Source organism: Mesorhizobium sp. M8A.F.Ca.ET.021.01.1.1 (genome assembly GCF_003998025.1).
Classification (GTDB): domain Bacteria; phylum Pseudomonadota; class Alphaproteobacteria; order Rhizobiales; family Rhizobiaceae; genus Mesorhizobium.
In genome coordinates, this window is record NZ_RZSJ01000977.1 from 1 (window position 1) to 1,084 (window position 1,084).

Annotated in this window: 1 protein-coding gene and 1 pseudogene; both read right to left on the reverse strand. The window is 68.0% G+C overall.

The genetic code is table 11. The features are described from left to right. Nucleotides 1-18: 18 nt before the first annotated feature. A complete protein-coding gene (locus tag EOA36_RS35970) occupies nt 19-870 on the reverse strand; it encodes a citryl-CoA lyase (protein ID WP_127281283.1) in 852 nt (283 codons plus the stop codon). Then, a pseudogene (locus EOA36_RS35975) lies at nt 867-1,084 on the reverse strand (CoA transferase); the annotation flags it as partial. The pseudogene EOA36_RS35975 and the gene EOA36_RS35970, both read right to left, overlap by 4 nt.

The following is a 1,084-nucleotide window of genomic DNA, read 5'->3' on the forward strand; positions in this document are numbered from 1 at the left end:
CTCGTGCGGCCATAAGCCTCAATTCTCGATGCCCTCGTCCCCAGGAACCGGCCGCGCCGGCGGGCCACTATAGGCCCACAGCCATTCGCGCGGCAGCGGCCCCTTGTTCCGCTCGGCCTGCTGCGATTGCTCCCAGGCATGCGCCAGGATGCCGACAGACCGCGACAGCACGAAGAGGCCACGCGTCAGCGGCGGCGGAAAGCCGAGTTCGCCGTAGATGACGGCGGTGGCGCCATCGATGTTGAGCGGGATTTTTTTGCCCTTGCGCCGCGCGACATCGGCCTCGACCGCCTCGGCGATGTCGGCGTACCGTCCATTGACGACGCCATGCGCGGCAAAATCTCTGACCAGTTCCAGCAGGCGCGGCGCGCGTGGATCGACAGGATGGAAGCGATGGCCAAGCCCCGGCACGTAGCCCTCTTCCTCCGCGAAGAACCGGTCGAGGCGTGCCGAGACCGCCTTATTGAGGGCAATGCCGCCCTCGAGCGCCACGGCAATATCGCCATAGATGGAAAGCGCCTGCTCGCCGGCTCCGCCATGCACGTCGCCAAGCACATTGATGGCAGAGGCCATGGCGCTGTTGATGCCGACGCCGCAGGTTGCCGCCATGCGGGCGATGGCGATCGACGGCGCCTGCGGCCCGTGGTCGACGGCCGCCCCCAAAGCGATGCCGAGCAGTGCCGCCTGGTCCTCGCTGGGCAGTTCGCCACGCAGCATCAGCCAGATCATGGCGGGGAAGCTGACACGGCCGATCAGGTCCTGGATCTCGTAGCCGCGCAGCCGGATCATGCCGGGGCTCATCTCGATGATGCCGGTCCGCCACCATTCCTCACCGCGCTCGCGGCCCGTTTTCTTCTCCACGCCGCTCATGCCCTGGCCTTTGCCTTGGCGCGCGGCGGCAGGCCGGCGAACACCTCGTCCATGTGCTCGCCCAGCACCGGCGGCGGCCGTGTCGGCAACGGTGCCGTGCCGTCGACCATGAACCCGCCGCGCAGGACGGTGAGCGGCCCGTCCATGCCGGCCACATCCTCGAAACGAGCCGTCATCTGGCGCTCGAGCACTTGTGGTTCGGTCAGCACTTGCG